General features: G+C 42.0%; 27 protein-coding genes. 20 read left to right on the forward strand and 7 right to left on the reverse strand.

What is annotated here, in order from left to right; all coding sequences use genetic code 11:
* Nucleotides 1–73 precede the first annotated feature (73 nt).
* From JO943_RS03975 to JO943_RS03985, 3 genes are all read left to right on the forward strand, one after another.
* Nucleotides 74–973 carry a pseudouridine synthase gene (locus JO943_RS03975; protein WP_202740057.1) on the forward strand — a complete coding sequence of 300 codons (900 nt, stop codon included), beginning with the start codon at nucleotides 74–76 and terminating at the stop codon, nucleotides 971–973.
* A 109-nt stretch (nucleotides 974–1,082) separates the two neighbouring features.
* Complete coding sequence (locus JO943_RS03980; protein WP_202740058.1) at nucleotides 1,083–1,391, forward strand: type II toxin-antitoxin system RelB/DinJ family antitoxin; 309 nt, start codon at nucleotides 1,083–1,085, stop codon at nucleotides 1,389–1,391.
* A 98-nt stretch (nucleotides 1,392–1,489) separates the two neighbouring features.
* Nucleotides 1,490–1,933, forward strand: a complete 444-nt coding sequence (locus JO943_RS03985) for a GNAT family N-acetyltransferase (protein WP_202740059.1) — start codon at nucleotides 1,490–1,492, stop codon at nucleotides 1,931–1,933.
* On the opposite strand, the gene JO943_RS03990 is transcribed toward JO943_RS03985, so the two are convergent.
* A complete protein-coding gene (locus JO943_RS03990; protein ID WP_202740060.1) occupies nucleotides 1,934–2,647 on the reverse strand; it encodes a pseudouridine synthase in 714 nt (237 codons plus the stop codon).
* A gap of 246 nt (nucleotides 2,648–2,893) precedes the next feature.
* On the opposite strand from JO943_RS03990, the gene JO943_RS03995 reads away from it, so the two are divergent.
* Together JO943_RS03995 and JO943_RS04000 are read left to right on the forward strand one after the other, a co-directional pair.
* The gene (locus tag JO943_RS03995) at nucleotides 2,894–3,391 is read left to right on the forward strand and encodes a glycine zipper 2TM domain-containing protein (protein ID WP_005229653.1); all 498 of its coding nucleotides are present in this window, start codon (nucleotides 2,894–2,896) and stop codon (nucleotides 3,389–3,391) included.
* Between the two features lie 143 nt (nucleotides 3,392–3,534).
* A complete protein-coding gene (locus JO943_RS04000; protein ID WP_202740269.1) occupies nucleotides 3,535–4,536 on the forward strand; it encodes an LLM class flavin-dependent oxidoreductase in 1,002 nt (333 codons plus the stop codon).
* A gap of 41 nt (nucleotides 4,537–4,577) precedes the next feature.
* Here the strand turns inward: JO943_RS04000 and JO943_RS04005 are convergent, their stop codons facing one another.
* Nucleotides 4,578–5,294, reverse strand: coding sequence for a hypothetical protein (locus JO943_RS04005; RefSeq protein ID WP_202740061.1), 717 nt, complete (start codon nucleotides 5,292–5,294; stop codon nucleotides 4,578–4,580).
* An 80-nt stretch (nucleotides 5,295–5,374) separates the two neighbouring features.
* Nucleotides 5,375–6,211, reverse strand: coding sequence for a pyruvate, water dikinase regulatory protein (locus tag JO943_RS04010; protein WP_005229647.1), 837 nt, complete (start codon nucleotides 6,209–6,211; stop codon nucleotides 5,375–5,377).
* 158 nt (nucleotides 6,212–6,369) lie between these two features.
* On the opposite strand from JO943_RS04010, the gene ppsA reads away from it, so the two are divergent.
* The 13 genes from ppsA to alr all read left to right on the forward strand — a co-directional run bounded on the left by ppsA (nucleotide 6,370) and on the right by alr (nucleotide 19,404).
* Nucleotides 6,370–8,748 (forward strand): phosphoenolpyruvate synthase, encoded by a 2,379-nt coding sequence (ppsA, locus tag JO943_RS04015; RefSeq protein ID WP_004771590.1) that lies wholly within the window; start codon nucleotides 6,370–6,372, stop codon nucleotides 8,746–8,748.
* Nucleotides 8,749–8,815: 67 nt separating this feature from the next.
* Nucleotides 8,816–9,580 carry an RDD family protein gene (locus JO943_RS04020; protein WP_199972491.1) on the forward strand — a complete coding sequence of 255 codons (765 nt, stop codon included), beginning with the start codon at nucleotides 8,816–8,818 and terminating at the stop codon, nucleotides 9,578–9,580.
* Between the two features lie 298 nt (nucleotides 9,581–9,878).
* Nucleotides 9,879–10,931, forward strand: coding sequence for a ubiquinol oxidase subunit II (cyoA, locus tag JO943_RS04025; protein ID WP_005229642.1), 1,053 nt, complete (start codon nucleotides 9,879–9,881; stop codon nucleotides 10,929–10,931).
* A gap of 3 nt (nucleotides 10,932–10,934) precedes the next feature.
* On the forward strand, nucleotides 10,935–12,926 hold the full coding sequence (cyoB, locus tag JO943_RS04030; protein WP_005229638.1) for a cytochrome o ubiquinol oxidase subunit I: 1,992 nt from the start codon (nucleotides 10,935–10,937) through the stop codon (nucleotides 12,924–12,926).
* A gap of 4 nt (nucleotides 12,927–12,930) precedes the next feature.
* Nucleotides 12,931–13,551 carry a cytochrome o ubiquinol oxidase subunit III gene (gene cyoC, locus JO943_RS04035; RefSeq protein WP_005229636.1) on the forward strand — a complete coding sequence of 207 codons (621 nt, stop codon included), beginning with the start codon at nucleotides 12,931–12,933 and terminating at the stop codon, nucleotides 13,549–13,551.
* Nucleotides 13,551–13,880, forward strand: a complete 330-nt coding sequence (locus tag JO943_RS04040; RefSeq protein ID WP_005229635.1) for a cytochrome o ubiquinol oxidase subunit IV — start codon at nucleotides 13,551–13,553, stop codon at nucleotides 13,878–13,880. The genes cyoC and JO943_RS04040 overlap by 1 nt, the downstream gene beginning before the upstream one ends.
* 10 nt (nucleotides 13,881–13,890) lie before the next feature.
* On the forward strand, nucleotides 13,891–14,769 hold the full coding sequence (cyoE, locus tag JO943_RS04045) for a heme o synthase (RefSeq protein WP_009514438.1): 879 nt from the start codon (nucleotides 13,891–13,893) through the stop codon (nucleotides 14,767–14,769).
* 381 nt (nucleotides 14,770–15,150) lie between these two features.
* Nucleotides 15,151–15,534: a 30S ribosomal protein S6 gene (gene rpsF / locus JO943_RS04050; RefSeq protein WP_004638540.1), complete on the forward strand. Its 384-nt coding sequence runs from the start codon at nucleotides 15,151–15,153 to the stop codon at nucleotides 15,532–15,534.
* 11 nt (nucleotides 15,535–15,545) lie between these two features.
* Nucleotides 15,546–15,773 (forward strand): 30S ribosomal protein S18, encoded by a 228-nt coding sequence (rpsR, locus tag JO943_RS04055; RefSeq protein ID WP_000090661.1) that lies wholly within the window; start codon nucleotides 15,546–15,548, stop codon nucleotides 15,771–15,773.
* A gap of 12 nt (nucleotides 15,774–15,785) precedes the next feature.
* Nucleotides 15,786–16,232, forward strand: coding sequence for a 50S ribosomal protein L9 (gene rplI / locus JO943_RS04060; RefSeq protein WP_005229629.1), 447 nt, complete (start codon nucleotides 15,786–15,788; stop codon nucleotides 16,230–16,232).
* A 115-nt stretch (nucleotides 16,233–16,347) separates the two neighbouring features.
* Nucleotides 16,348–16,647 (forward strand): TM2 domain-containing protein, encoded by a 300-nt coding sequence (locus JO943_RS04065; protein ID WP_199949398.1) that lies wholly within the window; start codon nucleotides 16,348–16,350, stop codon nucleotides 16,645–16,647.
* Between the two features lie 181 nt (nucleotides 16,648–16,828).
* Nucleotides 16,829–18,274 carry a replicative DNA helicase gene (gene dnaB / locus JO943_RS04070; protein WP_004771579.1) on the forward strand — a complete coding sequence of 482 codons (1,446 nt, stop codon included), beginning with the start codon at nucleotides 16,829–16,831 and terminating at the stop codon, nucleotides 18,272–18,274.
* A gap of 59 nt (nucleotides 18,275–18,333) precedes the next feature.
* The gene (gene alr, locus JO943_RS04075) at nucleotides 18,334–19,404 is read left to right on the forward strand and encodes an alanine racemase (protein WP_202740062.1); all 1,071 of its coding nucleotides are present in this window, start codon (nucleotides 18,334–18,336) and stop codon (nucleotides 19,402–19,404) included.
* 48 nt (nucleotides 19,405–19,452) lie between these two features.
* Here the strand turns inward: alr and JO943_RS04080 are convergent, their stop codons facing one another.
* The gene (locus JO943_RS04080) at nucleotides 19,453–20,187 is read right to left on the reverse strand and encodes a proteasome-type protease (RefSeq protein ID WP_005229623.1); all 735 of its coding nucleotides are present in this window, start codon (nucleotides 20,185–20,187) and stop codon (nucleotides 19,453–19,455) included.
* Between the two features lie 202 nt (nucleotides 20,188–20,389).
* Between JO943_RS04080 and JO943_RS04085 the strand changes: the two genes are divergently transcribed.
* Nucleotides 20,390–21,394, forward strand: coding sequence for a helix-turn-helix transcriptional regulator (locus tag JO943_RS04085; protein WP_032880419.1), 1,005 nt, complete (start codon nucleotides 20,390–20,392; stop codon nucleotides 21,392–21,394).
* Between the two features lie 26 nt (nucleotides 21,395–21,420).
* Nucleotides 21,421–22,425, forward strand: coding sequence for a hypothetical protein (locus tag JO943_RS04090; RefSeq protein ID WP_227614408.1), 1,005 nt, complete (start codon nucleotides 21,421–21,423; stop codon nucleotides 22,423–22,425).
* A gap of 331 nt (nucleotides 22,426–22,756) precedes the next feature.
* Here JO943_RS04090 and JO943_RS04095 read toward each other — a convergent pair whose 3' ends face one another.
* The 3 genes from JO943_RS04095 to JO943_RS04105 all read right to left on the reverse strand — a co-directional run bounded on the left by JO943_RS04095 (nucleotide 22,757) and on the right by JO943_RS04105 (nucleotide 25,696).
* On the reverse strand, nucleotides 22,757–23,074 hold the full coding sequence (locus tag JO943_RS04095; protein WP_202740063.1) for a putative quinol monooxygenase: 318 nt from the start codon (nucleotides 23,072–23,074) through the stop codon (nucleotides 22,757–22,759).
* A 78-nt stretch (nucleotides 23,075–23,152) separates the two neighbouring features.
* Complete coding sequence (locus JO943_RS04100) at nucleotides 23,153–24,472, reverse strand: adenylosuccinate synthase (RefSeq protein ID WP_005229615.1); 1,320 nt, start codon at nucleotides 24,470–24,472, stop codon at nucleotides 23,153–23,155.
* A 57-nt stretch (nucleotides 24,473–24,529) separates the two neighbouring features.
* Nucleotides 24,530–25,696 carry an ATP phosphoribosyltransferase regulatory subunit gene (locus tag JO943_RS04105; protein WP_005229612.1) on the reverse strand — a complete coding sequence of 389 codons (1,167 nt, stop codon included), beginning with the start codon at nucleotides 25,694–25,696 and terminating at the stop codon, nucleotides 24,530–24,532.
* Nucleotides 25,697–25,755: the final 59 nt, after the last annotated feature.

Here is a 25,755-nt window from a genome sequence, read left to right on the forward strand (position 1 = left end):
CAAATTAGCAATTGAATCGAAACAAAAATTTAAGTGCTTTAACACCTCTATTTTTATATAAAAATGCAATCTGATGAAAACTTTCACTCCACCTCTCATTAATGGCGTCAGCGCGAGTAAAGTCTTTTTACCTCATGATGGTTGTGCAAATACCATTTTTGACTCTCTCTGCCAGCATTTTCCTCATATCCAGCCGGAAGAATGGCAACAACGCTTTGCCGATGGGCTAATCTACGCAGCAGATGGCACAAAACTCGGTATCGACAGTATTTACACGCCCAATACCCACATTTTTTATTATCGATTTCTCGTACACGAAATTCATGTACCCTTTCAGCATGAAATCTTATTTGAAAATGAAGATTTGCTGGTGGTCGATAAACCGCACTTCCTCACTATGACGCCAACTGGACAATATGTTCAGGAAACACTTTTGGTAAGATTAAAAAAGCAGACCGGTTATGCTGAGCTCACGCCTATTCACCGACTAGATCGCGAAACGGCGGGTGTGGTTTTATTCTGCAAAACACCCGCAACCCGCGGCATTTATCAGCAGCTTTTTGCCGAACGCCAAGTTCAAAAGACCTATCACGCGATTGCTGCCTATCGAGCAGAACTCAACTTTCCACAAAGCTTGCAATTGCATCTGGAAAAAGGCAATCCTTTTTACACCATGCAAATTAATCCCGATAAACCCCCGAATACGGAAACACTGGTCGAGTTGCTGGAACATAACCAGCATCTTGCAAAATATCTGCTCAAACCGACGACAGGAAAGCAACACCAGTTACGCGTCCATCTCAACTCTCTGGGCATTCCCATCTTGAATGATCCGTTTTATCCAGTAGTCGAACATAAAACAGATGATGATTTCAGCCATCCATTACAGTTGTTGGCCAAGGAGATTCATTTTGTTGATCCGGTGTTACAACAGCAAATGCACTTCAAATCCAATTTCGAACTGACATTGTAGATACACCGTAATGACAAAAATTCTATTTTTTCACCTCAAAAATATTGAAATTACATTGCAATGGTTTAAAATACATGACGATAACTAAAAATATGTGGTTACATTTTTTATGCGTAAAACAGAAGTTTATCAGGTTCGCCTCGATTCTCAGGAAAAGAAACAGGCTTTTGCCGTTTTTAAGCAGTTGGGTATCTCCCCTGCTCAAGCCGTTCGTCTTTTCTTTAAACAGGTTGTCCTGACCAAATCGATTCCTTTCGCAATTGAAAACCAGAACATCAATATGGAACAATTGCTTAAGTTACGTAAATCCAAAGCTGCTACATCTGCCGAAAATCCGTCTGCGATCGAGCTTGAGGATGATCATGAAGATCTATTCGAAGAGCTAAATGCACTATTGGGTGAAAGTGACAAAACTTAACAATGTTGCATTTATAAACAAGTTTTTATTTTTTAAGCTGAATTTTTTTCGCTATTCTGACAGTCCAAATAAAATTATAACTGTAAGGATGGGCTGGAATGATTGTTAAGCGAGCCACAAAGGAAGATCTTCATCAACTTGCTGTCTTGTTTGACGAATACCGTCAATTCTACGGTGCATCATCAAATTTTGAACAATCTTATCAATTTCTCAAGCAACGTTTTGACAATAAAGAAAGTGTCATTTTCATTCATGTAAAAGACGATGTTATTACAGGTTTTGTTCTACTCTATCTTGCTTTTTCTTCGGTGGCCTGTGAAACCTATTACATATTAGATGATGTCTATGTCACCCCAAGCTATCGCAAACAGGGTTCCGCCAAACAGCTGATTGATACTGCCATCCTTTTTGCACGCCATGAAAATGCGCTACGGATTAGTCTGGAAACTCAAAAAAATAACTACCAATCCCATCGTCTCTATGAACACATGGGATTTATTCAGGACAGCGAATTTAAGACTTATCACTGCTTCTTGAAGTAATTAATCTTCTACCACGATATTTTGACTCAACTGTTTTTGCTCAGCACTTAAATACATCCATTCACCTTCAGGCAGCTCAGGCAGTTCAAGTAAACCCACTTGATGTCGGTGTAATGCTTCAACCTTATTCCCTACGGCAGCCAGCATTCGTTTGACTTGATGATAAACGCCTTGATGAATGGTCATGCTCAACTGATGTCCCGAAAATAATTTAACATCCGTTGCAGCAAAGATTCCTTTTTCATTTCGAAGTTCCACACCCTGCTGCAAACCCTGAATTTGCTCAGGTGTGATCGGATCTGCAGTAGTGACATGATACACCTTAGGCACATGTTTGCGCGGATGAGTCAAGGCTTGTAAATATTGCCCATCATCAGTCAAAAGTAACAGACCTGTCGTGTCCTGATCCAGCCGCCCCACACATTGAATACCTCGATGCAGTAAAATTTCAGGAAATAAACTGAATACACTTTTATGATGTGTGGCCTGATGTGAGCATTCATAGCCCTGCGGTTTATTCAAAACCAGATAAACATGCTCACGATATTGATATTCTTCACCAAACACCTGAAACAGCAACTGATCGGTATTGATATTCTGTTTGGGATTATCACACATCTGTTGATCGATCTGGACAGAACCATTTTTAATTAACTGCTGGCAATACTTACGTGAACCAAAGCCTTGAGATTGCAAAATTTTTTCCAGCAGCATATCTACATCCTAAACCAAACTTTTTCTATTGTACCTGATTAGCACACAGCCCGTTGTTCATTGCTTATTCATTCTTTATTTTTATAATTTATTCACAATTTCTTCACTTGTAATAGAACCCATACAAAACCCTCGTGAAACACTCTCAATCCAGATATTGCACTCCATAATTTCACTAAAAACTCTTGTTACATTTGTCCCAAGCAAAAAGAATACTGTCCAAAAGAATGGATAAGGAGTTTCATCATGAAAGCAAATATGTGGTTATGTAGCGTTATCTTGGCAACCTCGTCAATGGTGACTGTGGCACATGCAGACAATGCAACCCGCGTTGCGGCAACTTCAGCGTTAGGCAGTGTGGTCGGTACCGCATTAGGTAAACAATTTGGTGGTGATACTGGTGCCATGATTGGCTCGGCTATTGGTGGTGCTGGTGGTGCAGCTGCATCCAGTAATAAACGTAACCGTACCGAAGCTGCCATTGGTGGTGGGTTAGGTGGCGTCGGTGGTTATACTGTAGGTCGTAACATGGGTGGTTCCAACGGTGGTTATATTGGTGCAGCCTTAGGTGCCGCTGGTGGCGCAGCGCTCGGTCAAAAAGTTGGCCAAGATCGTGATGAAGACAGTCGCTATGACCGTCGTTATGACAATCGCCGTTCTTATGATGATCGCCGTTACTATAATTCACGTCATAACTATCGTCATGACAATGGACGCCATCGCGGCTGGTACAAAAATCGTTAATCCGATTGGTTTCTTGTTCGTTTTACCCTTTATAGCACCTTCGGGTGCTTTTTTTATGGGCTGAAACAATATATCGAACAAATTCGATATACAAACTCAAACTTATATCGTAGTATTTCGATATATGGTTTTGAGATGTAATGATGAAAACACTACAAGATATAAAGTTCTCTATTCTGGAATTAGCTCCTGTCAGAGATGATAAGAGTATTGAATTTTCACTACGCCATGCTTTAGAGCTTGCACAGCATGCTGAAAAGTTAGGCTATGAACGCTTTTGGTTGGCAGAACATCACAATATGGATGGGATTGCCAGTTCTGCCACAGCGGTTTTATTAGGTTTTATTGCGGCAAACACCCAAAATATCCGTTTGGGTTCAGGCGGGATCATGCTGCCCAATCATGCACCGTTGGTGGTGGCAGAACAATTCGGCACTTTGGCAACACTTTATCCAGATCGTTTTGAACTGGGTCTGGGCCGTGCACCGGGTACCGACCAGATGACCATGCGTGCGTTACGTCGAGGACGTCAGGAAACAGAGGATCAATTTCCGCAAGATGTGCAGGAAATTTTACAATATTTTAAAGCACCGCAACCGGGTCAACGAATTATTGCAACGCCTGGGCAAAATACCCATGTACCAGTCTGGTTACTCGGTTCAAGTTTATTTAGTGCGCAACTGGCAGCTAAGCTGGGACTGCCCTACTCATTTGCTTCGCACTTTGCCCCAAGAATGTTAGGTCAGGCCATCGATATCTATCGGGATAATTTCCAGCCTTCTGAATACCTGGATCAACCTTATGTATCGATGGGTGTCCCGACCGTGGTTGCCGAAACCAATGAAGAAGCTCAACATCTGGCAACCAGTTCTTATCAACGGATCTTGAACCTGATCCGGGGCCACAGCCTGAAACTCAAACCACCCATTGCATCGACTCAAGGTCTGGCAAACAGTTCTGAGCAACTTGCCATTCAGAATTTCTATGCCATGGCACAAATCGGTTCAGCAGAAACAGTGAAAGCGGGTTTAAATAAAATTGCCAGACAATATGAAGTAGATGAGTTTATTTTCACCTGTGATATTTACGACACCCAGAAACGGTTAGAAAACTTTAGCCTGTTGATGGACCTTAAAAACAGCTAAATGGCTATCTGAAAGTAAGCATTATTTTTCATAAATGATGCTTACTTCACGACGCCTATATACTGATAAATCGTATTGTTTTTGCGATAACGCAAATACTTGGCCTGTGGTTTTGAATTTTGATCCAGCAGCATAATATCAATGGTTTCTAATTTTTTATCACTGCGAATATAGTCAGGCACATCAGTCGGGCTTTCATGATTGTTACAGTCAAAATCAACCTGAATATGATCCAGCAGCTTTGTTTTGGTCTGGAATAGCTTTATTGGCCGCACCGCTCCCGTTTTAGTCGGCTGAAATGCAGCAATAGCATAAGCACCGACACAACTGCTACCTTTATAATAGCTCTCAACCAGATAAACCGGTTGTTTCGCCAATATCGTTTGCTTCACATCAAAAATGAATCCTGTTTCAACTGCAGTTAAGTGCGTTTTGCCATCATTTTGAGTTTGCACATAAGAGGCGTATTCGCCCATTGTTCCACCACCACCGACATCAAAAGTATAAAACTTTAACTGCTGATCCGGTGAAAACTGGATATGCATATGGTAATGGTCTTGCAAAACAGGAAAGGAATATTTAAAGCTAGCTGGATCATGCTCGATTTTCTCGACGATTTCCGACTCGATTACGTGATTGACCTGATAAAAGTCTTTATTTGCATATTTCTGAATGAGCTTTTTTTCAAACTGCGCCAAGGTTTCCGCATGCGTTTGCGAAATCATCAGTAGAGCCAAAAGAACTATATATCTTTTCATTCTATTGTCCTGTTTTTATTATTGCCAAAATAGAAAAAAGCGCAGCACATCGACCACGCTTTTTCTATTAAATATCATCTTTAACCAATACGACGTTTTAAACCGGTCATTTGTAAAACACGGGTTGAGATTTCTTCAATCGACATCTCTGTGACATTGAGATATTTAATTCCTTCCGAGATATAGATGCCTTCAACTGCACGGAGCTCCATCTGGCACTGACTAAAACTTGAATAACGACTATTGGCCTTACGTTCATTACGAATCGCGACCAGACGCTCGGCATCAATCATCAGGCCAAACAGTTTATTCTTATGTTCACGCAGCACTTTTGGCAAACGGTTGTCATCCAGGTCTTCCTCGGTTAAAGGGTAGTTTGCTACACGAATCCCGAATTGTAATGACAAATAAATCGAGGTTGGGGTTTTACCAGAGCGCGATACCCCAATCAAAATGATATCGGCTTTATCATAATGACGTGTTCTGGCACCATCATCATTATCCAGCGCAAAATGCACTGCATCGATACGGGCTTTATAATATTCAGAATCGGTAACCGCATGCGTTTGCCCGACCAAAGTGGTAGGTGGCACCCCGATTTCTTGTTCTAATTTACTGATCAGGCCTTCAAATACATCCAGATTAACCGCTTTGGCCGTATTAATGATTTCACGGACGTTCGGATCAACCAAGGTATCAAAAACCAGCGGCAAAGAGCCATCCCGAGACTGGCAGGCATTGATCTCTGCCACAGCCACCATTGCGGCCTCTTCGGTCGCGATATAAGGCATGATATGGATGTCAAAATCCACGTTCGGAAATTGCGCAAGTAGTGAATGTCCAAGGGTTTCTGCAGTAATTGCGGTGCCATCCGAAATAAAAAAAACGCTCCGTTTAATTTCTTTACTTACGGGCATCAAAATTCTCCTTAAACATTTGTCTTAGTGCTCTATAATCTTTATAGTAAACTCATCTAACATGACTGTCGCTTAGTAAAATACTAAATCTAGGCACTTTTGTATAATTTCATACCAATGATGGTCATTCATACTGCAAAAAAAGTGGAGTAAATACTTTGGAAGCGCGCGTAATCGGTCTGGAAAAATTAGGAAAACACGATGTCGAACTCGTAGGTGGGAAAAACTCATCTCTGGGTGAAATGATCAGCCATTTATCCAATGCTGGTGTATCGGTACCAGGTGGTTTTGCAACAACTGCTGCTGCCTATCGTGAGTTCTTGGATCAAAGCGGCTTAAATGCTCGAATTCAGGCTGAACTTACCCAACTCAATGTTGATGATGTCATTGCACTTGCTGAGACTGGTGCAAAAATCCGTAAATGGATTGTTGACACTCCGCTTACTGCGACATTAGAACAAGAAATTCGTGATGCCTTTGCAGCACTTTCAAACGGTAACCCAGACATTGCCGTTGCTGTACGTTCTTCGGCAACTGCTGAAGACTTACCTGACGCTTCATTTGCAGGGCAACAAGAAACTTTCTTAAATATCCGCGGTATTGATAACATTCTTATCGCAATTAAAGAAGTATTTGCATCGCTTTATAATGACCGTGCCATTGCTTACCGTGTACACCAAGGTTTTGAACATAGTGTTGTTGCCCTTTCTGCTGGCGTACAACGTATGGTTCGTTCTGAAACTGGTGCTGCTGGTGTTATGTTTACGCTTGATACCGAATCTGGTTTCCGTGATGTGGTGTTCATTACTGCATCTTATGGCTTGGGCGAAATGGTCGTACAAGGTGCGGTTAACCCTGACGAATTCTATTTATCAAAACCGCTACTAAATGCGGGTAAACATTCTGTGTTACGTCGTAATCTCGGTTCTAAACACCAGAAAATGATTTATGGTGAAGAAGGTGCAGCGGGTAAATCAGTGGTGATCGTTGATGTTGAAAAACAGGAACGTCAACAGTTTGCCTTAAATGATCACGAGCTTCACGAATTAGCGAAGCAGGCCCTGATCATTGAACAGCATTATGGTTCTCCAATGGACATCGAATGGGCGAAAGATGGCGATGACGGCCAAATCTATATCGTTCAGGCACGTCCGGAAACAGTAAAAAGCCGCCAGAATGTCGGCACAATGGAACGCTACCTGTTAAAACAACGTGGTACTGTAATTTGTGAAGGCCGTTCAATCGGGCAACGCATTGGTTCAGGTAAAGTTCGTGTTGTGACTTCGATTAAAGAAATGGATAAGGTTCAGGACGGTGACGTACTGGTATCTGACATGACTGACCCGGACTGGGAACCAGTGATGAAGCGTGCCGCGGCTATTGTGACCAACCGTGGCGGTCGTACCTGTCACGCAGCGATTATTGCACGTGAATTAGGTGTGCCAGCGATTGTCGGTTGTGGTAATGCCACAGAAGTACTTGCTGATGGTCAGGAAGTGACTGTTTCATGTGCTGAAGGTGATACTGGCTTCATTTACGAAGGTGCGCTTGACTTTGAAGTGCAACGCAACTCAATTCACTCTATGCCACAATTACCGTTCAAAATCATGATGAACGTCGGTAATCCTGACCGTGCATTTGACTTTGCCCAAATCCCGAATGAAGGGATCGGCCTTGCACGTCTTGAGTTCATCATTAACCGTATGATCGGCGTGCATCCGAAAGCATTGTTGAACATTGACAGCTTGCCACGTGAAACCCGTGCAGCAGTGATGGCGCGTACTGCGGGCTACTCTTCTCCAATCGAATTCTATGTCGAGAAACTGGTTGAAGGTATTTCTACCCTTGCAGCCGCATTTGCAGACAAGCCTGTGATCGTGCGTATGTCTGACTTCAAGTCAAACGAATATGCCAACCTGATCGGCGGTAAACTGTACGAGCCAGAAGAAGAAAACCCGATGTTGGGTTTCCGTGGTGCAAGTCGTTATGTTTCAGATAACTTCCGTGACTGCTTTGAACTTGAATGCCGTGCCTTGAAAAAAGTTCGTGATGAAATGGGTCTAACCAATATTCAAATCATGATCCCATTCGTACGTACGGTTTCTGAAGCTAAACGTGTGATCGAATTACTTGCTCAAAACGGCCTAAAACGTGGTGAGAACGGTCTCAAAGTGATCATGATGTGTGAACTTCCTACCAATGCATTATTGGCTGAACAGTTCCTTGAGCACTTCGATGGTTTCTCGATCGGTTCAAACGACTTGACCCAGTTAACACTTGGTCTGGATCGTGACTCGGGTATCGTGTCGCACCTGTTCGACGAACGTGATCCTGCAGTGAAAGCGCTTCTTTCTATGGCAATTCATGCGTGCCGTAAAGCAGGCAAATATGTCGGTATTTGTGGTCAAGGTCCTTCGGATCATCCTGATCTTGCAAAATGGCTCATGGAACAAGGAATTGAATCTGTATCATTGAATCCTGACTCAGTCCTTGACACCTGGTTCTTCCTTGCTGAAGAGCAAATCAAGAAAGCCTAATCTTTTTTAGAAAAAGACCCTCTCTGGCAGGGTCTTTTTTCATCTTTAGAATAGAGAATTTTTATTTATGCAAATTTACTTGGCTCGTAACAATCAACAAGCTGGTCCCTATAGTTTAGAACAAGTGAACCAAATGCTTGCCAGTCAACAAGTTTTATTGACGGATCTGGCTTGGCACGAAGGTATGGCTGAATGGAAAACACTTGGTGAACTTACTCAAGGTAAACTTGTATACGAACCTGTAGGTTACTCAGCTTTTGCTGCCCCCGTTGCAACCGAAAGCAATGAGTCTTCTTTTAAAATCAAGGTGGAGCAAAAAGCCAAACCTGAATTGGCGCCTTTTCACTCGCGGGCGCTGGCAAAAGTCCTGGACTTGATGCTTTGGTTGCCAATGGCAGCCATTCCTTCATTCTTTTTTAATGAAGCTCAATATAAAGAATTATTTGAAATTCAAAAGCAATTACAGACAGCGCAAGTTGCGTCGAGTAAAGCGGTTGAATTACAACAACAGCTGATGCAGCTCATCCCCAATGAAGCTTGGATGAGTATTTTTGCCTACTTGATTATCATGTTAATGATTCAGGCTTTTTTTATTGCAAAATCAGGCCAGAGTATTGGTAAGAAAATTGCAAAAATTAAAATTGTCGATGCTGAAACATTGACCCAGGTCAGCTCAATCCGGGCTTTCTGGTTGCGCAGCATTCTCTTTATTATTCTCAATTTACTGTTTATGCCATTTATTACAATTGTTGATTATGCTTTCTTCGCATTGAACAAAAATCGTCAAACCCTGCACGATAAATTGGCTAAAACTAAGGTAATTAAACAGTAGTCACAATTCGATAAAGAAAAGAGGATTTAATCCTCTTTTCTTTTATATTAAATTGATATCTATACAAAAAGAACTTAACTCAACCTTAATTCCTACAAGATAAATCGGGTTTTAAAACAAGCATTTCAGGCCACTTTATCAGTAGCTTAGTTCTTCAATATGAGGCATAATGCCCAACAACGTAGCGGTGTCGCGTGATTGCTAAGCATTTTTTAAACAATTCTTATCAATCACGCGACACTTTAATCGCTATCCCATAATTTAATTAGGGAATGGGACTCTTCACCGAGGTTGTAAAATGAGACAAACGATTTTAGCTGTATTGTCTTTATCTGCGATGGCCGCGCTCTTAACTGGGTGTGGCGGTGATATGGTACTTCTAAACAATAAAGGTCCAGTTGGTCAAGGTCAAAGTAACTTGATGATGACTGCGATCTATTTAATGCTATTGGTGGTAATTCCATCAATTATTATGGCATTGTGGTTTGGTTGGAAATATCGCGCGTCGAATAAAGATGCAGACTATAAACCTACTTGGGCACACTCTACGACAATTGAGATCGTTGTTTGGGGTGTTCCTGTCATTATTATTGGTATTTTAGCTTGGTTAACTTGGTGGGGTTCCCACAAGTACGACCCTTACCGTCCGTTAGAATCTGATAAAGCACCATTAACTATTCAAGCTGTCGCTGAACAGTTCAAGTGGATTTTTATCTATCCTGAGCAAAACATTGCAACGGTAAACGAAGTACGCTTCCCAGAGCAAACACCAGTAAGCTTTAAGATCACTTCTAACTTTACGATGAACTCGTTCTTCATCCCGCAGTTAGGCGGCCAGATCTATGCAATGGCTGGTATGCAAACTCACCTGCACCTGTTAGCAGATGAACCAGGTGTTTTCCGTGGTTTCTCAGCAAACTATTCAGGTTATGGTTTCTCACAAATGCGCTTTAAAGCACACAGCGTGACTGAGCCGGAATTTGCGCAATGGGTAGAAGCAGTTAAAGCTGGTAATGGTACAAGTATTAACCCTGAAGCAATTCAAAAAGGTACACTTGACCAAGCTGAATTAGCAACTTTGAAAGATGGCGATCGTTCTAAGCATCAGATCGAGCATTTAGTCAACCGTGCTAAAGCTGCTGGTGATGAAGAAGCGCTTGCTAAAGCTGAAGCGATGAAACCGTTCCCGACTAAGCCACACCCAGTGACTTATTACTCATCAGTTGAACCAAAATTGTTTGAAACGATTATCAACCATTATATGAGTAACTATCACGGTGCTGACCATTCTGCTGGACATGCAACAGCAGAAACTCATGCTGCAGCAGAACACGCTGCTCAAGGGGAATAAGACATGGATATGATTTTTGGTAAACTTGGGTGGGATTCGATCCCGACAGAACCCCTTGTACTTGTCACCATGGTCTTTATGGCACTTGGTGCAATTGCTGTTTTAGGCGGTATCACCTATTTCAAAAAATGGGGATATTTGTGGAATGAGTGGTTTATTACGGTAGACCATAAAAAGATTGGTATCATGTATATCATCGTATCTGTGGTCATGCTGTTGCGTGGTTTCGCCGATGCGATCATGATGCGTCTACAACTTTTCCTCGCGAAAGGCGGCGGTGAAGGTTACCTGCATCCTGACCACTACGACCAGATCTTCACCGCACACGGTGTGATCATGATCTTCTTCGTAGCCATGGGTCTCGTTGTTGGTATGATGAACATCTCTGTACCTTTACAGATCGGTGCTCGTGACGTTGCGTTCCCATTATTGAACTCTTTAAGCTTCTGGTTATTCGCCGGTGCTGCTGGTTTGATGATGCTTTCACTGGTATTGGGTGAGTTTGCTGCGACTGGTTGGATGGCTTATCCTCCTCTATCTGGCATTCAATATTCTCCTGGTGTAGGTGTTGACTACTATATCTGGGCGCTTCAGGTTTCTGGTCTAGGTACGCTGTTATCTGGTGTTAACTTCTTTGTTACCATCATCAAAATGCGTGCACCTGGCATGAAACTCATGGACATGCCTATTTTCACGTGGACTTCACTGTGTACGGCTGTACTCATCATTGCATCATTCCCTGTATTAACAGGTACCCTTGCAATGTTGACACTTGACCGTTACTTCGGTTTCCATTTCTTCACTAATGAGCTTGGCGGTAGCCCAATGCTTTACGTGAACTTGATCTGGACCTGGGGTCACCCTGAAGTATATATCTTGGTATTACCAGCATTTGGTCTATACTCAGAAATCGTGGCAACCTTCTCTCGTAAAGCGTTGTTCGGTTATAAGTCTATGGTGTATGCAACCATCGCGATTACTGTTCTTGCGTTCGTTGTATGGCTTCACCACTTCTTCACCATGGGTGCTGGTGCGAACGTGAATGCGTTCTTCGGTATCATGACCATGGTTATTGCGATTCCGACGGGTGTGAAAATCTTCTCTTGGTTATTCACCATGTATAAAGGTCGCATCACCTTTACTACGCCTATGTTATGGACGCTTGGCTTCCTCGTAACATTCGGTATCGGTGGTTTAACTGGTGTACTTATGGCTGTTCCACCTGCGGACTTCCTGGTACACAACTCATTATTCTTGATCGCTCACTTCCATAACGTAATTATCGGTGGTGTGGTGTTTGGTATGTTTGCCGGCATCATCTTCTACTGGCCGAAAATGTTTGGTTGGAAGCTCAATGAAGCATGGGGTAAAGCTGCGTTCTGGTTCTGGTTCTTCGGTTTCTATTTTGCATTCATGCCACTTTATATCCTTGGTTTCATGGGTATGACACGTCGTTTGAATACATATGACAACCCTGAATGGGATCCATACTTGGCTATCGCGTTATTCGGTGCTGTTCTTGTTGCAATCGGTATTGCATGCTTCTTGATGCAAATCATTGTTGGTTTCTTACAACGTAAGGACAACATGGACCACACTGGCGATCCATGGGATGGCCGTACCCTTGAATGGGCGACTTCTTCCCCTGCTCCATTCTATAACTTTGCGCATGAACCAGATGCAAGCGGCATTGACCGTTTCTGGACTGACAAAGAAAATGGTGTAGCATACGCACGTAACACTAAATATGAAGACATCCACATGCCGACTGATCGTGCTGCTGGCTTCGTTATTGCCATGTTCATCACCATTCTTGGTTTTGCACTGATCTGGCATATTTGGTGGCTCGTTGTTGTTTCATTTGTTTCAGCTGTTGTTAGCTTGATCGTAAGCTCATTCACCAAGAATGTGGATTACTATGTTCCTGCTGCTGAAGTTGAGCGTATTGAAAACGAACGCTATGCTTTACTTGAAAAACACTTGAAGAAGGACTAAGGAAATGGCTGAAGTACTTCATCACGACAACCACGGCCACGATGGTCATCATGAGCATGATGATACAGACTTGACGGTCTTTGGTTTCTGGACATACTTGATGAGTGACTTGATTCTTTTCGGATCACTCTTCATCGCGTTCGCTGTATTAAGCAGTCATATCCCACCAGGAACCCCAAGTGCATATGACCTGTTCCATGATTCATTAGGCTTCGTGTTAACTGAAACATTTGCCTTATTGATTTCATCGGTAACATTTGGTTTTGCTGTACTGGCATCTTATAAAAAGAATGTAAATCAGGTGATCACTTGGTTATTAATTACATTCCTTTTTGGTGCATCGTTCATCGGGATGGAAATCTACGAATTCCGTCACCTTGTACATGAAGGCCATGGTCCAACTCACAGTGCATTCTTATCATCGTTCTTTACCTTGGTTGGTACACACGGTATCCACGTAACTTCTGGTTTAGTGTGGATGCTGGTATTGATGTATCAGATCAAAAAGAATGGTTTGACTTTACCGAATACACGTCGTCTTGCTTGCTTAAGCTTGTTCTGGCACTTCCTTGACATCGTTTGGATCTGTGTATTCAGCGTCGTTTACTTACTGGGAGTTCTCTAATGAGTAGTCATGAGCATAATGCTGCAGGTGCGTCACACGGTAACTTTAAACAATACACTGTTGGATTTATCCTCTCTGTTATCCTCACCATCATCCCGTTCGGGATGGTGATGGCGGGTGGTTTCAGTCGTGGCGTCTTAGTTACAGTAATCGCAATCACTGCCGTTGCTCAGGTGCTTGTACAACTTGTGTACTTCTTACACATGAATACATCATCTGACCAACGTTGGAACCTTATTGCATTTATCTACACAATTTTATGTATCGCTGTACTGTTAGTCGGCTCTGTGTGGATTATGAATTACCTACACTACAACATGATGATCTAAACTGATTGTCATGTGGAAAAAGTATTTATTCCTGACTAAACCAGGAATTCTCTTCGGTAATTTTATTACCACCTTGGGCGGCTTCTTCTTAGCCGCCCAAGGCTCTATAGACTTCCTCTTATTATTATTGACCTTGCTTGGAACAACTTTTGTGGTTGCTTCGGGTTGTGTCGTCAATAATGTAATTGATCAAGACATCGATCAAAAAATGCAACGCACCATGAACCGCGCGCTTGTGACTAAAACCATTTCCCCTACTGTTGCCATGTGCTATGCCTTGGTCTTAGGTATTATTGGTTTTAGCATTCTCTGGTTCTATGTCAATGCTTATGCATTTTTATTCGCTGTCATTGGTTTTGTGGTCTATGTCGGTTTTTATAGTTTGTGGACCAAACGCACCACAATCCATCAAACCGTCATTGGTAGTATTTCCGGAGCGAGTCCTCCTGTTATTGGTTATACGGCTGTAAGTCATCAGTTCGATATGGCGGCCTTATTGATTTTTGTTGCATATGCTTTATGGCAAATGCCACATTCATGGGCGATTGCAATTTATCGTTTTGACGATTACAAAAATGCAGGCGTTCCGATTTTACCTGTAGCGCGTTCGATTTTAAGAACCAAGATTGAATCACTGATTTATGTGGTTTTATTTACTGTTGCAATGAATGCACTGTATGTTTATGGATACACCAACATGATTTTCCTGGTGATCTGTAATGCACTTTGTATTTACTGGTTCTATATTGGTATTTTAGGATTTAAGGCTAAAGACGATCAGCTTTGGGCAAAACGCTTTTTCCTTTTTTCAGTAATTCTGATTACTGTCATCAGTTTAAGCTTTAGCTTTAGCTTCAAAAGCCCTGCACCATTCTTCCCTATTTTTTAAAAAGATAGAGAACGCTCTATCTTTTTATTCTCCCTCGCTGTAATCATTTCGTGCAATAAAAACATTCGCTTCTTTATTGCCTAAATGAACTCTCTTTTATCCTCCCTCCTCAATTGTTCTGCACTTGATTTAAGCCAAGATTCTCACCCTACCTGCACCTTGCTGTAATTCCATAAACTGTATTTCATCTCCAAAACAAATTGCCGTTACTTTTTTGCTGACCCTACAAAAAATTAAAAAACACAATCCCACTAAATTTGCTTTATCACGCTGATTTGACTATAATCCCCGCTTCGCAATTTGCGACATAACTTTTTAAGTTATGACTCCTTGCTTCTGATTTTTATAATCAGGGGCTGCTTAAACCGTAAGGAGCTGACAATGCGTCACTACGAAATCGTACTATTGGTACATCCAGACCAAAGCGATCAAGTTGTAGGTATGGTTGAACGCTATATCTCTCAGATCAAAGAAGCTGAAGGTCAAATTCACCGTTTAGAAGATTGGGGCCGCCGCCAATTGGCTTACCCGATTAACAAAATTCACAAAGCACACTACATTCTTATGAATGTTGAATGTGGTCAAACGACTCTTGATGAATTAGAAGAATTGTTCCGTTATAACGACGCGATCATTCGTAACATCATCATCCGTCGTGAACACGCAATTACTGAAGAATCTTTACTTGCTAAGAGTGCTGAAGAAAAACGTGCGCGTAAAGCTCAACGTGAAGAAGCACAACAAGCAGTTCAAGAAGCTGAATAAGGAGAACATCAATGGCACGTTTTTACCGTCGTCGCAAGTTCTGCCGCTTTACAGCTGAGAATGTTGCGTACATCGACTACAAAGATATCGACACTTTAAAACAGTACATCACTGAAAACGGCAAGATTGTTCCTAGCCGTATTACAGGTACTAAAGCTCGTTATCAACGTCAATTAGCGTTAGCTATCAAACAAGCTCGCTATTTGTCTTTGATTCCGTACACTGACAACCATAAGTAAGTGAGGTGAGCTGTGGACGTTATCTTATTACAACGCATTAAAAACCTTGGTAAATTAGGCGACAAAGTATCAGTTAAAGCTGGTTACGGTCGTAACTTCTTGATCCCTCAAGGTAAAGCTGTAGCTGCAACTGAAGCAAACACTGCTGCTTTTGAAGCTCGTCGTGCTGAACTTGAGAAGCAAGAAGCTGAAGTATTAGCTGCTGCGAATGCACGTGCTGAACAATTGAACGAAGTAAACATCGTTATCACTGCGAAAGCTGGTGATGAAGGTAAACTCTTCGGTTCTATCGGTACTCGTGACATCGCTGATGCTTTAACGAATGCTGGTCTTACTGTAGACCGTGCAGAAGTTCGTTTACCAAACGGTGCGCTTCGTCACACTGGTGAATTCAACATCGCAATCCAATTGCACCATGATGTTGTTGCTGAAGTTCTCGTTACTATCGTATCTGAGTAATTTCTGCAAAGAAAAAGAGCATGTTTTACATGCTCTTTTTTTATGTCTAAAAAATACAAAAAGACTTCAAATTAAGTTTTAAATTTTATAATTCTCACGCTATAGGGCCACAGATATGCAAAAAAAGAATCGTATCATTGCTTTGGTACTTGCCATGTTTTTAGGTTTTTTTGGAATAGATCGTTTCTATCTCGGTAAAAAGACCAGTGGCGTTTTAAAATTAATCACCTTTGGTGGCTTGGGGTTGTGGTGGTTTATTGATGCTACCCTGCTATTACTGGATGCCTTCCTCTACTCTTTGGGCAAAGACACCGGCTTTGTTAAAGATGCGCAAAGGAATGATCTTCGCTACGGTCTTTCAGCTTATCGCTTAAAAAATGGAAAATTCGTACAAGACTGGTTTGCACAACCTTAAAGTAAAACGGCCCTTTTTTCCTACATCGATCTGGCCCATCAAGCTGCAATAGCAGAAATGACTATCTATTATGCTATTGCACCACTTACACAATTTTCCCTGAATTAAATTGTCCAGATCAGCTTCATTTGGATTAAGATAGTCACTCGGTATTGTTTCATCTTTTTTATTAGGTCTTGTTATGTCACAGGCGAATGCCAATTTTACAAAAAATTCTCCAAACACAGAGAGTAAAGTGAGTGACTCAGGTCAGCTAAAAGAATTCCGTACCCCGCCACACAATCTCGCTATCGAGCAGGCGGTCTTAGCAGCCTTAATGACAGTGGCTGAATCTTTTGAACAAGTCAGTGACTTACTCAAAGAAAATGATTTCTATGCAACGCGTCACAAATATATCTATCGTGCCATTGAAAAACTGGCTCAAGAAAACTCGCCATACGATGCGGTTTTGGTCAATGACTGGTTGCTCAAACAAAACCTGCTTGATGCCATTGGTGGTGAAGAATATTTGATGCAATTGATGGCAGACTCCCCATCAAGCTTCTACAACCTTGAAATTTATGCCAATAAAATCAAGGAATTCTCAACACTGCGTAACATGATCAAGATCAGCAGTGATATTTTACAAAATGCCTATGACACCAAAGGTCGTCCAGTCAGTGAAATTCTTGATTTAGCAGAAACCAGTATTTTCTCTTTGGCGGAACAGCACAACAACAATAAAAAAGATTCTGGGCCAAAATCAATCAGTTCTGTGACTGCGGACGTTATCACCAAATTAGATGAACTGTCTAAACTAGATGGCAACATTACCGGTTTAACTACGGGCTTTCTAGAACTGGATAATAAAACCTCAGGCATGCAACCGGGTGACTTAATTATTGTCGCAGCACGTCCATCGATGGGTAAAACCACTTTCGCGATGAACCTGGTTGAAAGTGTGTTGCAATATAACCGCTTACCAGCGCTGGTATTCTCCATGGAGATGCCAGCCGACTCGATTGCCATGCGTTTGATTTCTGCCATGGGTAAAGTCCATCAAGGACATTTACGTTCGGGTAATCTGGATGCGGATGAATGGACCAAAGTCACCGGGACCATTCTGCAATTACAGGAAATGCATCTCTATATCGATGATTCATCGGCCCTACCGCCAACCGAACTTCGTGCCCGTGCGCGTCGTGTAGCCAAAATGCATGATGGTAAAATCGGTTGTATCATGGTCGATTACTTGCAATTGATGAAAGTACCCGGTATGGGCGATAACCGTGTCGGCGAGATCTCGGAAATTTCCCGAAGCCTGAAAGCACTTGCCAAAGAAATGCAATGTCCTGTTATCGCACTATCACAGCTAAACCGTAGTTTGGAGAACCGTCCCAACAAACGTCCCGTGATGTCCGACTTACGTGAATCCGGTGCGATCGAGCAGGATGCCGACTTGATCATGTTTATTTATCGTGATGAAGTCTATAACAAGGAATCCAAGGAAGCAGGCACCGCTGAGATCATTATTGGTAAACAGCGTAACGGTCCAATTGGTAGTGTGCGTCTTGCTTTCGAAGGTCAATATACCCGTTTTAGCAACCTCTCACCTGAGTTCTATGCCCAGTATGATGATGAGGAATAATTCTTCCCCTATTTAGCTGCTTTATCTACTTTCCAAGTCGTCCCAAAGGAGAAATCAGGGTGCGCCAAGCAACAGTTTATATTGATAGTGATGCACTACAATATAATTTCAACCGCGTTAAACAACTTGCTCCACATTCAAAAATTGTCAGCATGGTGAAATCTAATGCTTACGGACACGGAGTTAAAGATTGCTTAGCCGCCTTGGACGCCACAGACGCCTTTGGCGTCGCCTGCCTAGAAGAAGCGCTAGAGATCAGGCAACTGGGATACACCCAACCTATCACGCTGATTGAAGGCATATTTTCTGAAGATGAAATGGCACAGGTGATTGAACAGAAACTTGAATGTATCGTTCACCATAGCCAGCAAGTCGAATGGCTAATCCAGCACAAGCAAGCTTACAATGCTTTAGGATTAAAGGTCTGGGTCAAACTGAATAGCGGAATGAACCGTTTAGGCTTTAAAGTGACCGAAATTATCGAGGTCATCCAGCGTTTAAAAGCAGAAGGTTTTACCTGTGTCCTTGCCATGCATTTTGCCAATGCAGATGTCGTTCATCCATTGAACGAACAACAAATAGAACAATTTTTGCAGGTTAAACAGGCCTGCGCACCGATTTTAGCCTCATGCTGTAATTCAGCAGCGATTTATAAATATCCGGAACTGCATTTTGATTTTGTCCGTCCGGGAATCATGTTATACGGCGCCTCTCCCTTTGCTGACAAGAATGTGCATGAGCTCGATCTAAAACCGGTGATGACTTTTAGCGCAGAAATCATGGCTTTGAACCAGATTCAACAAGGTGAATGTGTCGGCTATGGTTCCACTTATGCCGCAACCTGCCCTTCAAAAATTGCCATTGTTTCGATTGGCTATGGTGATGGTTATCCACGTGCCTATACCCAGCAGAATTTTGTGGCCATTGACCAACAATTAGTCCCGGTTGTTGGACGTGTCAGTATGGATATGATGGCGATTGATGTAACGAATATTACAGCCGAGATTGGTACCAAAGTAGAGCTTTGGGGCGCCCATCGTCTCGTGGATGATGTTGCTACTGCAAACGGTACCATTGGCTATGAGTTATTGTGTCGTTTAAGCAGTCGGCCACTGCGTAAAGTCATTTAAGTACACCGAAAATCCAGGCTAATGTCTGGATTTTTTATTTTCCTAGATTTATAAATCATAATCTGCCGTCGGCTTCGGCAATTCTTGTAAACCACGTCTTAAAGTTTCCGACCACTGCTTACTGATCTGGGTAAAATAAAGATCATTTTCACTGATCCGTTTACCGGTTGGAATCTTAAAGCTATCTTTGTGATAAACCAGTGCATCGAGTGGCAAGCCGACCGAGACATTGGAACGCAAGGTCGAATCAAATGAAATCAGTGCACAACGCAATGCATCATCCAAAGGCATTTTATAATACAAGGCTCGGTCCAGAATCGGTTTCCCGTATTTACTTTCACCAATCTGGAAATAAGGCGTATCTGTGGTCGCACAAATAAAATTACCCTGCGGATAGACATTATACAACTGCATTTTATCGCCCTGAATTTGCCCGGCCACCAGAATACTGCAAGAGTAATTCATCTGCTCATGCGGATCTGAAGTAATATCTGCCAGCACCTTACGTAACGTTTTACCAATCAGTTCAGCCACTTCAAACATGGTATTGACGGTATTCAGATTCGGTTCCTGCCGTAAGGTCAGCGCATTTTGCAAATGCCCAATCACCGCCTGAGTCGTCGCCAGATTACCGGAGGTTTGCAAAGCAATAAACCGCTCTCCATCTACCCCAAAGGTGTGAAGCTTTCGAAAAACGGAAATATGGTCTACCCCGGCATTGGTGCGGGTATCACTGATTAGTACCAAGCCTTGTTCCAGTCTTAAAGCACAACAATAGGTCATCTTTTTCTCTCTACATTTAACAAGCCCAAACCTGAAGCGTAGACACCTTATAAATGAATATTTTTTGTCCTTATTTGAAATATTTAAGCAAAAGCGTGTTCATTTCAGTCGTAAATACGTAATCTGGATCGGATGGACTTGCTAAATAGGTATAGTTTTTTTATTGTGTGTGCTTCAGACCATTGAATTACGTATTACGCTTATGTCATCCGTACAAGAAAAAGAAACTTCAAATAGCCTTTATCGCCAGTGGCAGATTTTATCCCGCCTTTCGACCGGAAAATGGATGGGGACCCGAGAATTACAAGAAATTTTAGAACGAGAAGGCATTGATATTAGCCTGAGAACGATTCAGCGCGATCTAAATCAGATTGCGCAACGCTTCCCTATCGAGAGTAATAAAACCGTCCCTCAAGGCTGGCGCTGGCGTTCTGACGCGCCTATTCAAAGCTTGCCGCACATGACCAGTTCACAAGCGGTGACCTTCATGATGGTAGAAGAACATTTACGTCACCTTCTGCCACCCAGTTTGCTAGAAGAGATGATGCCCTGGTTTGATCTTGCCAAGCGCAGCCTTTCAACCCAGAACAACGTAAGACAATGGATTAACCGTGTCCGTATTGTACCTGCGACGCAGCCTTTAATCCCGCCTGTGGTGGACAAACATGCCCAACAGGCGATTTATGAAGGTTTATTACAAGATAAACAGATTGAATGTATTTACCGTGCCAGAACCCATCAGGGTGAAGATAAGACCTATATCCTGAATCCATTGGCATTGGTGCAAAAAGGTGCCGTGATTTACCTGATCTGTACCCGTAATGATAAAACCGAAGTCCAGACCTTCGCCTTACATCGTTTTAAATCAGCAACCGTGCTGGACAATCGTGCCTTACATCCTGTGAATTTTGATATTGATAATTATATTGAATCAGGTGCTCTTGGTTTCCGGGTGGACTATAACAAGCCAACTGAACAGATTCAGTTAAAACTGACCATGAGCGAGAGTACCGCCAAAAGCTTCTACGAAAGTCAGCTTAGCAAAGATCAGGTCATCCAGGCTCTGGAAGAGAATATTGTTGAAGTTTCTGCAACTGTTCCCTTTACTTCACAACTGGTGTGGTGGCTCAGAAGTTTTGGTAAAAAGATTCTGAATATCGAACCTGCTGCTGTTTATAATGCAGTGAAAGAAATTGAAGAGTCATAAATAGCGATATATATCTAGCATTTTGCATGATAGAATTTGACCGAAATTGGCTAAATATAATTAGCCATGGTAATAATAATGCTATCGGTAAAATCAAAATGCACAGCTATAAAAAAATATTTCTTTCTGTTGGGATGATTTCAAGTCTTATCTTATTATCTGCATGTGGTGGTGACTCCTCCAATTCAGATAATACTTATATTCCGCCCAAGGTTATGAGTGAAGTTAAAACAGATTTAAAATTTTTAGGAAAAAATTTACCTTCCACTCAATCGACCAATGTAGATACTCCTGTCTATCGCTACACTCAAATCTTCAGTAAAGAAAATGGTCAGTTCAAAACAAGCTATCGTTTAGAGTTTGATTTTGATATGAAGGCAAATACGCTTTACCGCTTACAAGCCGATTATGATACATTAATTAATGCTGTCCCAAATTCAGTCAAATTAATGGAATTTGAAAAAGATGGTAAGCAAATAACCTTAAAAAAAGAATTTCAATGTTCAGAAAATAACAATCCATGCGCTAATATTGTCAATTCTGTCAATATGAAAACAGGCCAAGCTAAGCTTGATTTTAATAACCTGCTATTAACTAAACAATATTCGGTAGATGGACAAATCAATACCATTACGCTTGCAGGCTCTGTTGAAGGGAAGCTAACAGAAGCACCGACTAAAGTTCAGTTGCCAGAGAGTCAATCACGTACTCTGAATGTTTCATTTCTTCTATCAGAACAGGACCAAATATCATCTTTATCAACTCAATATAAACAACTTTCATTTACCAATCATAATCAAGCAGCTTTTCAACTTGATGAATTAAGTATAGGTATTCAAAATAATCAAGTTCAATATGTGAATCTTACGTTTCCCAACTTAATTATTTATCCACTTTATTGTGGAGTTTTCACACTTAAATGCCAGAATGGAACTTATAACCCTCTAAATTATGAGGTAACTTTCCATAATACGAAAATAAATGGCATTTTTTTTGGCGATCTTTATCTCAATGGCTCAACAGGATTATAAATAAAAAAGAGAACCTTTCGGTTCTCTTCGATTTTTTATAGCTTTTCTTATTAATCACTCAATATTATTCTTCTTGTTTTAAATGTCAAACCAACCTCTCTCCCCGCCTTGATCAAAATTGGTTTGCACCTTTTCTAGCGCTGTAATGTAAATCAACATCGGCACGCCAATTCATAGCCATTGTAACGGATTCTCTTTTTCGTCATAGTTAAAAGCCCTCTTGGTTTGAACGTAAAGCTAATATAACGAGGATTTTTGAAGCTGTGAAATAACAAAGATTGGAATCCAAAGCTGTTTTTTTGCTATCACCATTTGCTAAATCAAAGCCATATTACTGATCATTTTGATTCTCAAACAAGGTCTCAAAACGATGTAGATGCGTAAAACGTCCAGCTTGTGTTTGATATTGATCAATTTGCGGCACCAAGCGCTGAAAATGCTCAGACTGTACATGTAAATCCAGTGCAGCCCGATCATCCCATTCTTCAATAAAAACAAAATGCCCTTTCTGCTTATGATCATGGTAAAGGTCATAAGCGATACATCCTGCTTCAGATCTGGTTTTTTCAACAAGCTCTTGATAAAGCGGTAAAACCATCTCAATGTATTCGGGTTGAATAAAGTCTTCTGCAATCAGCTTTAAGGTCATATTGGCTCTTATTTTTCTGAAATTTTTGCATAAAAAAAGCTCTCAAATTCATGAGAGCTTTTTTGTCATCTATTCAGCTTATGCTGAAAATGGATGACGTAATACGATTGTTTCTGCACGGTCAGGACCTGTTGAAACGATATCAATTGGGCAACCAATTAACGTTTCGATACGGCGTACATAAGCTAATGCATTGGCAGGAAGTTGATCGATTTGAGTTAAACCAACAGTCGACTCGCTCCAACCCGGCATGGTTTCATAGATCGGCTTCAAGCTTTCGAATGAAATCGCATCAGAAGAACCAGCACAGCCTGAATCTACATCTTCATAGCCTACACAGATTTTCACTTCTTCTAAACCATCTAATACATCAAGTTTAGTCAAGCAAATACCAGACAATGAGTTCACTTCAACTGAACGACGTAGAATTTCTGCATCGAACCAGCCACAACGACGTTGACGGCCAGTAGACGCGCCAAACTCATGACCGACTGTACCTAAGTGACGACCAATCGCATCACCAGTATCGGTTGCTGCATTGTAGTGTAGTTCAGTTGGGAATGGACCAGCACCTACACGTGTTGTATAAGCTTTGGTAATACCCAGGACATAGTCTAAATGCAGTGGTCCCATACCTGAACCAGAGCTTACGCCACCTGCAGTAGTATTCGAGCTTGTTACGTATGGATAAGTACCGTGATCGATGTCAAGTAATGAACCTTGCGCGCCTTCGAACATGATTGCCTTACCTTCTTTACGGTAATCATGTAACACTTTAGTCACGTCAATCACTAATGGTTCAAGCACTTCACGCCATTCATTGCAAAGCGCAAGTACATCTTCAAACTTAACTTCTTCAACGCCATAGAATTGAGAAAGCTGGAAGTTATGCAACTCAAGCATTTCCTGAAGTTTTTCTTCAAGCAACGCACCACCACGGATCAAGTCAGCGACGCGTACTGCACGACGTGCAACTTTATCTTCATAAGCTGGACCAATACCACGACCTGTAGTACCAATCTTGGCATTACCACGTTTTTTCTCACGTGCCTGGTCTAGCGCGATATGGTTCGGCAAGATTAATGGACAGTTTGGAGAAATACGTAAACGTTCTTTAACAGGTACGCCTTCTTGTTCCAGAATGGCCATTTCCTTGATTAATGCTTCAGGAGAAAGAACTACACCATTCCCGATTAAGCACAATACGTTTTCACGTAAGATACCTGATGGAATGAGGTGTAATACAGTCTTCTTACCACCTACGACAAGAGTATGTCCTGCGTTGTGACCGCCTTGATAGCGTACTACCGCAGCCGCTTGATCTGTGAGCAGGTCGACGATTTTACCTTTTCCTTCGTCGCCCCATTGGGTACCAAGTACCACAACATTTTTGCCCATAATAGCCTCATTACATCATGCTGTTAAAATTGGAAACCAAGTCTTAAAACCCGGCAATTAAATCTTTTCAATCACCCACTGACCATTTTGAGACACCATCTGATGGGTCGCATAAGGCACTGAGCTTAAATCATCATTACCTAACAATTGCACCACACGTAAACCTTGGCTACGCGCATCTACAATTGCATTGAATAAATCTTGTTGATTACCTTTTGGCGCGACAACAGTTTCGATGTCGACAAACTGTGTTGCACCTAGCGCATATAAGTCACAGCTAAAACCGGTTGCTGGACGCGCACGGCCAAAATGTTCGCCAATACCGTCATATCGCCCACCTTGAGCCAGTGGCGCAGCACGATTTGGTGCATAAATGGCATACATCAAGCCCGTGTGATAGTGGTAACTACGTAATTCAACCACGTCGACACCTACATTCAGATTCGGCCAGCTTGACTGAATTTGCGCTAATGTTGTTTTCAATGCATCAAAGGCAATCTTGAAATCAACATCATTTAAAATTTCCTGGCTTAAATGTGCCTGCAATGCATCCAGATCACTTGCATAACGACCTAAAGCATAAAAATCTGCACCCATCGCCAAACTCTGGGTAAATTCTTCCAGCTCCGGCAAGGCTTTACGCTGATATAAGTCAGAAAGTTCACTTTCGGTATTTTTATTCAGGCCCGCATGCTTCACCAGACTACGGAATAAACCGACGTGCCCCAGATCTAGATGCGCTCCTTCAAGCGTATGTGTGTGCTCAATCAAAGCGAGCATTACATTGACCATTTCTACATCAGCTTCGATGCTGTCATGACCATACAACTCTGCACCTAACTGTAAAGGCGCACGCGTTGCATTAAAATTCTGTGGTTTGGTATGCAAGACTGAACCTGCATAGCAATAACGCGCCACGCCTTCGACTGGACGTACATGGGCGTCAATACGTGCAACTTGCGGTGTCATATCCGCACGAACGCCAAGCAAACGGCCTGACAGCTGGTCAATGACCTTGAACGTAACTAAATCTAAATCTTGATTCGATTCTGAAAGTAAAGACAACGATTCAATGTATTCAATAAATGGTGTATACACCAATTGATAACCTCGAACTGCGAGGAAATCTAGCGCTTCTCTACGCAATGTTTCAACAACTTGCGCTTGTTCGGGCAATACATCTGCTACCCCGTCAGGGAGCAACCACGTCTCTGAAATGGTCATGTTCCAAACCTAAAATCTGTTCAATGTGGAGGCATCCACACAAAAAGCAACCACATAAA

The organism is Acinetobacter sp. 'aerobic (ED)' (assembly GCF_904886855.1).
Taxonomy (GTDB): domain Bacteria; phylum Pseudomonadota; class Gammaproteobacteria; order Pseudomonadales; family Moraxellaceae; genus Acinetobacter; species Acinetobacter courvalinii.

Excerpts from the sequence above, each read along its gene's own strand:
- JO943_RS04040 (WP_005229635.1), top strand. The coding sequence starts at position 13,551 with ATGAGTAGTCATGAGCATAATGCTGCAGGTGCGTCACACGGTAACTTT.
- JO943_RS04000 (WP_202740269.1), top strand. The coding sequence starts at position 3,535 with ATGAAAACACTACAAGATATAAAGTTCTCTATTCTGGAATTAGCTCCT.
- JO943_RS03985 (WP_202740059.1), top strand. The coding sequence starts at position 1,490 with ATGATTGTTAAGCGAGCCACAAAGGAAGATCTTCATCAACTTGCTGTC.
- JO943_RS04085 (WP_032880419.1), top strand. The coding sequence starts at position 20,390 with ATGTCATCCGTACAAGAAAAAGAAACTTCAAATAGCCTTTATCGCCAG.
- JO943_RS03995 (WP_005229653.1), top strand. The coding sequence starts at position 2,894 with ATGAAAGCAAATATGTGGTTATGTAGCGTTATCTTGGCAACCTCGTCA.
- JO943_RS04080 (WP_005229623.1), bottom strand. The coding sequence starts at position 20,187 with ATGACCTATTGTTGTGCTTTAAGACTGGAACAAGGCTTGGTACTAATC.
- JO943_RS04095 (WP_202740063.1), bottom strand. The coding sequence starts at position 23,074 with ATGACCTTAAAGCTGATTGCAGAAGACTTTATTCAACCCGAATACATT.
- rpsF (WP_004638540.1), top strand. The coding sequence starts at position 15,151 with ATGCGTCACTACGAAATCGTACTATTGGTACATCCAGACCAAAGCGAT.
- JO943_RS04010 (WP_005229647.1), bottom strand. The coding sequence starts at position 6,211 with ATGCCCGTAAGTAAAGAAATTAAACGGAGCGTTTTTTTTATTTCGGAT.
- JO943_RS03975 (WP_202740057.1), top strand. The coding sequence starts at position 74 with ATGAAAACTTTCACTCCACCTCTCATTAATGGCGTCAGCGCGAGTAAA.
- rpsR (WP_000090661.1), top strand. The coding sequence starts at position 15,546 with ATGGCACGTTTTTACCGTCGTCGCAAGTTCTGCCGCTTTACAGCTGAG.
- cyoA (WP_005229642.1), top strand. The coding sequence starts at position 9,879 with ATGAGACAAACGATTTTAGCTGTATTGTCTTTATCTGCGATGGCCGCG.
- JO943_RS04005 (WP_202740061.1), bottom strand. The coding sequence starts at position 5,294 with ATGAAAAGATATATAGTTCTTTTGGCTCTACTGATGATTTCGCAAACG.
- JO943_RS04065 (WP_199949398.1), top strand. The coding sequence starts at position 16,348 with ATGCAAAAAAAGAATCGTATCATTGCTTTGGTACTTGCCATGTTTTTA.
- JO943_RS03990 (WP_202740060.1), bottom strand. The coding sequence starts at position 2,647 with ATGCTGCTGGAAAAAATTTTGCAATCTCAAGGCTTTGGTTCACGTAAG.
- cyoB (WP_005229638.1), top strand. The coding sequence starts at position 10,935 with ATGGATATGATTTTTGGTAAACTTGGGTGGGATTCGATCCCGACAGAA.
- cyoE (WP_009514438.1), top strand. The coding sequence starts at position 13,891 with ATGTGGAAAAAGTATTTATTCCTGACTAAACCAGGAATTCTCTTCGGT.
- JO943_RS04020 (WP_199972491.1), top strand. The coding sequence starts at position 8,816 with ATGCAAATTTACTTGGCTCGTAACAATCAACAAGCTGGTCCCTATAGT.
- dnaB (WP_004771579.1), top strand. The coding sequence starts at position 16,829 with ATGTCACAGGCGAATGCCAATTTTACAAAAAATTCTCCAAACACAGAG.
- JO943_RS04090 (WP_227614408.1), top strand. The coding sequence starts at position 21,421 with ATGATAGAATTTGACCGAAATTGGCTAAATATAATTAGCCATGGTAAT.
- JO943_RS03980 (WP_202740058.1), top strand. The coding sequence starts at position 1,083 with ATGCGTAAAACAGAAGTTTATCAGGTTCGCCTCGATTCTCAGGAAAAG.
- JO943_RS04100 (WP_005229615.1), bottom strand. The coding sequence starts at position 24,472 with ATGGGCAAAAATGTTGTGGTACTTGGTACCCAATGGGGCGACGAAGGA.
- JO943_RS04105 (WP_005229612.1), bottom strand. The coding sequence starts at position 25,696 with ATGACCATTTCAGAGACGTGGTTGCTCCCTGACGGGGTAGCAGATGTA.
- cyoC (WP_005229636.1), top strand. The coding sequence starts at position 12,931 with ATGGCTGAAGTACTTCATCACGACAACCACGGCCACGATGGTCATCAT.